Annotated in this window: 10 protein-coding genes; all 10 read left to right on the top strand. The window is 42.5% G+C overall.

The window, feature by feature from the left end:
- Positions 1 to 419: 419 nt before the first annotated feature.
- The 10 genes from E5358_RS14805 (at position 420) to E5358_RS14765 (ending at position 5,798) form a co-directional block, all read left to right on the top strand.
- Entirely contained in the window at positions 420 to 992 is a 573-nt protein-coding gene (locus E5358_RS14805) for an NUDIX hydrolase (RefSeq protein ID WP_135940930.1), read from the top strand.
- A gap of 21 nt (positions 993 to 1,013) precedes the next feature.
- Positions 1,014 to 1,904 (top strand): cation diffusion facilitator family transporter, encoded by an 891-nt coding sequence (locus E5358_RS14800; RefSeq protein ID WP_135940929.1) that lies wholly within the window; start codon positions 1,014 to 1,016, stop codon positions 1,902 to 1,904.
- 19 nt (positions 1,905 to 1,923) lie between these two features.
- Positions 1,924 to 2,544: a flavodoxin family protein gene (locus tag E5358_RS14795; RefSeq protein WP_135940928.1), complete on the top strand. Its 621-nt coding sequence runs from the start codon at positions 1,924 to 1,926 to the stop codon at positions 2,542 to 2,544.
- A gap of 21 nt (positions 2,545 to 2,565) precedes the next feature.
- On the top strand, positions 2,566 to 3,477 hold the full coding sequence (locus E5358_RS14790) for an arginase family protein (RefSeq protein WP_135940927.1): 912 nt from the start codon (positions 2,566 to 2,568) through the stop codon (positions 3,475 to 3,477).
- Positions 3,478 to 3,485: 8 nt separating this feature from the next.
- Positions 3,486 to 3,704: an NAD(P)H-dependent oxidoreductase gene (locus tag E5358_RS15515; RefSeq protein ID WP_135940926.1), complete on the top strand. Its 219-nt coding sequence runs from the start codon at positions 3,486 to 3,488 to the stop codon at positions 3,702 to 3,704.
- A 274-nt stretch (positions 3,705 to 3,978) separates the two neighbouring features.
- On the top strand, positions 3,979 to 4,146 hold the full coding sequence (locus E5358_RS15455; RefSeq protein WP_277821334.1) for a hypothetical protein: 168 nt from the start codon (positions 3,979 to 3,981) through the stop codon (positions 4,144 to 4,146).
- Between the two features lie 8 nt (positions 4,147 to 4,154).
- Positions 4,155 to 4,409, top strand: a complete 255-nt coding sequence (locus E5358_RS15450) for a heme-binding protein (protein WP_277821333.1) — start codon at positions 4,155 to 4,157, stop codon at positions 4,407 to 4,409.
- A gap of 148 nt (positions 4,410 to 4,557) precedes the next feature.
- On the top strand, positions 4,558 to 4,950 hold the full coding sequence (locus tag E5358_RS14775; protein WP_135940925.1) for an antibiotic biosynthesis monooxygenase family protein: 393 nt from the start codon (positions 4,558 to 4,560) through the stop codon (positions 4,948 to 4,950).
- A 1-nt stretch (position 4,951) separates the two neighbouring features.
- Positions 4,952 to 5,638 (top strand): DNA-3-methyladenine glycosylase family protein, encoded by a 687-nt coding sequence (locus tag E5358_RS14770; protein WP_135940924.1) that lies wholly within the window; start codon positions 4,952 to 4,954, stop codon positions 5,636 to 5,638.
- Positions 5,598 to 5,798: an Ada metal-binding domain-containing protein gene (locus E5358_RS14765; RefSeq protein WP_277821332.1), complete on the top strand. Its 201-nt coding sequence runs from the start codon at positions 5,598 to 5,600 to the stop codon at positions 5,796 to 5,798. The genes E5358_RS14770 and E5358_RS14765 overlap by 41 nt, the downstream gene beginning before the upstream one ends.
- The last annotated feature ends 75 nt before the right edge of the window (positions 5,799 to 5,873 follow it).

The following is a 5,873-nucleotide window of genomic DNA, read 5'->3' as shown; positions in this document are numbered from 1 at the left end:
TATTTTTTGTATTTTAGCGAATAATTAACGAATATAAATTAGTTTGAACAAGTTCACTTAAAATAGAAATCAGGTCAAAAGATTACAGTATGAAAGGTTACCATTCATACTGTAAACGGTAACATTTTACAGTACAAAGTGTTACTTTTTGCAAAGTCAATGGTTACCTTTCGCAAAGTTAGTTATATTTTAACATTCATTATCATATAATGTTAGTAAAAATACCGACATATCTGTCCAAAAGAAAGAGTTGCCTGCTTTTTGATTACAGGTTGCCAAACCGGCAAACAAGTCCGAATTTGAAAATAACTTTTTGCATCAGAAATGCTTGCAGTATCAAAAAAAATGCTTAATTTTGCATCAGGCATAATATGAAACATGCATGCAATATAACATCGTACCATCCAACCAACAATCAGATGAATAGCGCAAATAATGAGAACAGAAAATGGGAAGTGCTGGAAAGCGAGTATCTGATACGCAGACCATGGCTTACGGCACGGCGTGACCATGTCAGGCTTCCTAACGGCAATGAAATACCGGAATACTACATATTGGAATACCCTGATTGGGTGAACATCATTGCCATAACGAAAGAAGGAGAGTTTGTGATGATTCGCCAGTATAGGCACGGCATCGGCGAAACAAGTTTTGAACTCTGTGCCGGCGTATGTGATGACGGAGAAGAGCCACTCACCGCTGCCAAGCGTGAACTGTACGAGGAGACCGGCTACGGCAATGGAAAATGGGAGCTGTGGATGACTGTCTCCCCTAACCCAAGTTCGATGACAAACCTGAGCTACAGCTACATAGCCACAGATGTGGAAAAGATTTCGACACAGCATCTTGAGCCTACCGAGGATATATCCGTGCATCTCATGAGCAAAGAAGACGTGAAGGAATTGCTTCTGAGCGGAAGCATAAGACAATCACTGATGGCTGCGCCTCTATGGAAACTCTTCGCGCTTTCAGAAAATGAGACAAACAGATGAAAAATCCATAATTACACAACAATGACTCGCGACCAACGCATATACAGAGTGACACTCACAGGAAGTGTTGTGAACTTCATACTGCTGATTATCAAGTTCGCAGCAGGCATTTTGGGGCATTCCGCGGCGATGATTGCTGATGCTGTGCACTCGCTCAGCGATTTCCTTACTGACATTGTTGTCATTTTATTCGTACGCATAAGCAGCCGACCGGCAGACGCTGACCATGATTACGGACATGGAAAGTATGAGACTATCGCGACATCTGTCATAGGCATGGTGCTGCTTGCCGTTGCCATAACCATCGGCTGGAATGGCATAGAGAAGATTATATATGTCATAAAAGGGAACGAACTGCAATCTCCGGAGCTTATAGCACTGGTTGCCGCTGTTGCAAGTATATTGTTGAAAGAGTGGATTTTCCGCATGACACGAAAGGTTGCTGTGGAAATTAATTCACAAGTTCTGGAGGCTAACGCATGGCATCATCGCAGCGACGCTTTGTCATCGATAGGAACGGCTATAGGAATCGGTGGCGCAGTGCTTTTAGGGAATGGCTGGGCCATACTTGACCCTATTGCTGCCATCATTGTCAGCATACTGATTATAGGTACTGCCCTCAGACTCCTACGGCAGGCATCAGGTGAGCTGCTGGAGGAGAGCCTGCCAAAAGAAACAGAAGAGAGAATCATGTCAATAGTCTATAAAGATACGCTTGTAAGTGACATCCATAACCTGCATACACGACGCATTGGCAGTCGTATTGCGATAGAGATGCACCTTCGTCTTCCTGGCAGCATAACAATAGAGGAATCGCACATACATGCGTCTGCTATAGAAAGAAAACTACGTGAGGAATTCGGACAATCCACACATATCATGCTGCACATAGAGCCTGTAAAGAAAAACTGAACAATTTAATATCTACAATATGAAAGTACTACTTATCAACGGCAGCCCTAAAAAAGAGGGCAACACATATTTTGCCTTGCACGAAGTGGAGAAAACGCTTAATGCAGAGGGGATAGAGACGGAAATAATACATATCGGGCATAAAAACGTGCGTGGATGTATCAGTTGCTATAAGTGTGGGGAGCTGAAGAAATGCGTATTTGACGATTGTGTCAATGAAGTTGCAGAAAAGTTCCGTGACGCTGACGGGCTTGTCATTGGCTCTCCGGTCTATTATGCCTCCCCTGCCGGCACTCTTATGGCATTCCTTGACAGGCTGTTCCTGTCTGCAAAGTTTGACAAGACGATGAAAGTCGGAGCTGCTGTCACTGTGGCACGCCGTGGAGGAATGTCATCGACATTTGATGTACTGAACAAATATTTCACAATCTGCGGAATGCCTGTCGCAAGTTCACAGTATTGGAACATGGTCTATGGTCGTACACCGGGCGAAGCATTGCAGGATGCTGAAGGGCTTCAGACCATGCGCCGACTCGGAAAGAATATGGCTTTCCTCATCAAAAGCATAGGGCTTGGGAAAGAGAAGTTCGGTATTCCAACACTTGACGAAACGCCACAAAGCACTAATTTCATCAGATAGCATGAATCAAATCACAACCTAATGAAATTAAAGACAATGGCAAGCATGAATGTATCTCACAACCGGAACAACACGATCCGTTTGATTTACCCACAATGGCAAGGCGGAAACATAGCACAATGGATAACCGAAATTCCCGATTCAGAACAAGCGTCAAGGGGATATTATCTGGGAGCACAGTTATTGAACTTTCTCGCCCCTGAGAACGGGCAACAAACATTTACTGTTCCAATATCCACTGCACTTGAAGAGCGTAAAATCACCGATGGTGTGCTTGATAGGGATATACTTGTAGACCAAACAAAAGCAGCCTTGGATATATTAAGAATCGAGCAGCCGGACAAAATAGTAACGCTTGGCGGTGAATGTTCCGTTAGTGTTGTGCCGTTCACTTACCTTGCCGAAAAATACAAGGATGATGTGGCAATGGTTTGGATAGATGCGCACCCTGACATAACACTGCCGGGTGATGTGTATCCGGCTTATCATGCAATGGCAGTAACAGCCTGCATGGGATTGGGTGACAAAAAGATTATTGAGGAATTGCCGGCAAAATTCGACCCATCTAAAATTCTGCTGGTTGGCATCCGTGATTGGGAACGAGATGAAATCAAAGCACGCCAAAGACAATACGGAATCCAACATCTGACACCGGAAGACGTTGCAAATGACAGCAATGCGATAAAGGCATGGTTAAAATCGTGCGGTGCTTCCAAGGTTGTCGTACATTTCGATATGGATGTACTTGACCCTGCTGAAATAATAGCTGCTGTTGGTGTTGTTCCTGACGGCATGAAAATAGCAGAAGTAGTGCGGGTTATAAATGACATTGCGACAGAAAAAGAAATTGTAGGACTGACAATTTCCGAACCGATGCCCCGTGCTGCGATTCGCATCAGAGAAATGTTACACAATTTGCCCTTACTTAAATAACCTCGTGTATGAAAGTATTATTGGTTAATGGAAGTTCTCACCTAAAAGGTGGAACTTGGCAGGCTTTGGGTCTGGTAGAAGAAGCCTTACATGAAAATGGAATTGAGACGGAATGGTTTTGGATTGGCAACAAACCCGTAAGAGGATGTATCGATTGTCAGAAATGTGCCAAAACGCTTCCATTTTGCACCTATAACATATTGTGTAATAGTCACACCACAATCTAAATCTATCGGGGGAATCTTGTATTCATACATGTGCTTTCAATTTTTATTTATGTGCAAAATTACAAAAAAGATATGATTTGGCAAAGTATCCCCATTAAGAACAAGGGCTGAATATTCATATTTTTTATGATATGCAAAAAGAATCATACTGTGATAAATTTATCCCATATTGTACGTTCTAAAATATATATATATAACTTTGCAGCCATTAAAACAATAAGATGAAAAATTATTTACCGTAGGATTGCTTGCAATCTTCGCAAAAACATTTTGTATGGCTCAAATGAACGAAAAAGAAATTTTGTCAGACGAATTGTGTGACAAGCTGTGCATTTTAGCACGTGAGAAAAGTAAGGAATTAGGCATTGACATCAGCTTTGCTGTTTCCGACCGTCATGGATTGCCCCGTGTCTATCGCCGTTATGGTGATGCTTTGGATTAAGTATCACATTGGTTCCGGGGAAAGCCTATACAGCAGCCGTGACACAATGCACGACAAAAGAGGTGGCGCAAGCTGCCGCTGAGGGTGCTCCGTTAATGGGCATTCAGACGAATGACCCTCGTATTACGCTGGTAGCAGGCGGCTATCCTCTTTTTGTCAATGGAAAGATTGTAGGAGCTATCGGCATTGGCGGTGGTACGGAAGCGCAGGATTGCGAGATTGCAGAATATGTAGTAAAGGTGTTTGAAGAGTTGGTAGAATAAGTAATAGTATTTTTACAAATGGTATGTTCAAATCCAACAAGCGAAATTTTCACAATATTAACTGTGCTTGTGTAAAAAAAAGCAATTTTCGGGTTGCTGAAGAACAAGTAATATTGTAACTTTGCACCATAATACAAACTATTATGACATGAATAACAAAAAAAGCGAAGAAAAACAAAATACCAGAAGTAAATTTGTGGTAATTTTTGAGGTAACCCCAACTGTCAATGGAAAGGCGGAGTATTTCAAAATGGGAGGAGCTTTGAAAGACGAATTGCAGCAAATGCCGGGATTCATTAGCGTGGAGCGTTTCGCCAGCGTAAACAACGAAGGCAAGTTCCTTTCGTTATCTTTTTGGGAAAGCGAAGAAGCTGCGGCAGGATGGCGCAACCAGATGAATCATCGCAAGAGTCAAAAAGCCGGACACAACAAACTGTTTGACTGTTACCATATCTCCGTTGGCGAAATCGTGCGCGAATATACCAACTTGGAACGGAATGAGGCTCCCTCTGATTCCAATGAATATCTTGGCATCAAATAGTATGGAGCAATTTTTTCTATACGGAGAAAAGGAAATTGCCTATCTTAAAAGCAAGGACAAACGGCTCGGAGAAGTAATAGACAAAGTGGGCATGGTGAAAAGGCAGGTAATTCCCGACCTCTTCACCGCCCTTGTCCATTCCATTGTAGGGCAACAGATTTCGACCAAAGCGCACAACACAATTTGGCTTAAAATGGTTGATGCGTTTGGCGAGATTACTCCGGAGAAGATTCTCCGTCTTTCAACTGAAGAACTGCAATCGTTTGATATCACATTCAAAAAGGTGAAATATATACGGGCTGCAGCGCATAAAATCGCATCTGGCGAATTTGACATAAAAGCACTTCGCAAAATGGATGACAGCGAAGTTTGCACAAAACTATCGGAATTGGACGGCATTGGTGTGTGGACAGCGGAAATGCTGATGCTCCATTCTATGCAACGCCCTGATATTCTGAGTTTCGGAGACTTAGCTGTGCAACGTGGTTTGAGGATGCTGTATCACCACCGCAAGATTACCCGTCCCATGTTTGAGAAGTACCGCCGTCGCTATTCTCCTTATGGCAGCGTTGCCTGCATCTATCTTTGGGCTGTGTCGGCCGGTGCGGTGGAAGGGCTGAAAGACTATTTACCTAAGCAGAAAAGCAATGGACGAAAAGGAAAAAATACAGGCAATACTCAACCGTGACAGTCAGTATGATGGCGTTTTTTGGTATGGAGTGAAATCGACGGGCATTGTATGCAAGCCTTCATGCAGTGCCAAAATACCATTGTTAAAAAACATAGAACTATTTGATAATGTAGAAGATGCCTTAAAGAACTTGTTCAAACTAATTTATATTCGTTAATTATTCGCTAAAATACAAAAAATACAGCGTATTTTCCAAAAGGTTTATTATATTATTGTGACCAAACCTTAATAT

It is taken from the genome of Palleniella muris (genome assembly GCF_004792655.1).
In the GTDB taxonomy this organism is placed as follows: domain Bacteria; phylum Bacteroidota; class Bacteroidia; order Bacteroidales; family Bacteroidaceae; genus Prevotella; species Prevotella muris_A.
Note: the sequence above shows the minus strand (reverse complement) of the source record. Positions and strands in the feature narration are given on the sequence as shown.

Bases quoted from the DNA above. Each gene is read 5' to 3' on its own strand.
- E5358_RS14805 (WP_135940930.1), top strand. From the start codon at position 420: ATGAATAGCGCAAATAATGAGAACAGAAAATGGGAAGTGCTGGAAAGC.
- E5358_RS14800 (WP_135940929.1), top strand. From the start codon at position 1,014: ATGACTCGCGACCAACGCATATACAGAGTGACACTCACAGGAAGTGTT.
- E5358_RS14795 (WP_135940928.1), top strand. From the start codon at position 1,924: ATGAAAGTACTACTTATCAACGGCAGCCCTAAAAAAGAGGGCAACACA.
- E5358_RS14790 (WP_135940927.1), top strand. From the start codon at position 2,566: ATGAAATTAAAGACAATGGCAAGCATGAATGTATCTCACAACCGGAAC.
- E5358_RS15515 (WP_135940926.1), top strand. From the start codon at position 3,486: ATGAAAGTATTATTGGTTAATGGAAGTTCTCACCTAAAAGGTGGAACT.
- E5358_RS15455 (WP_277821334.1), top strand. From the start codon at position 3,979: ATGGCTCAAATGAACGAAAAAGAAATTTTGTCAGACGAATTGTGTGAC.
- E5358_RS14775 (WP_135940925.1), top strand. From the start codon at position 4,558: ATGAATAACAAAAAAAGCGAAGAAAAACAAAATACCAGAAGTAAATTT.
- E5358_RS14770 (WP_135940924.1), top strand. From the start codon at position 4,952: ATGGAGCAATTTTTTCTATACGGAGAAAAGGAAATTGCCTATCTTAAA.
- E5358_RS14765 (WP_277821332.1), top strand. From the start codon at position 5,598: ATGGACGAAAAGGAAAAAATACAGGCAATACTCAACCGTGACAGTCAG.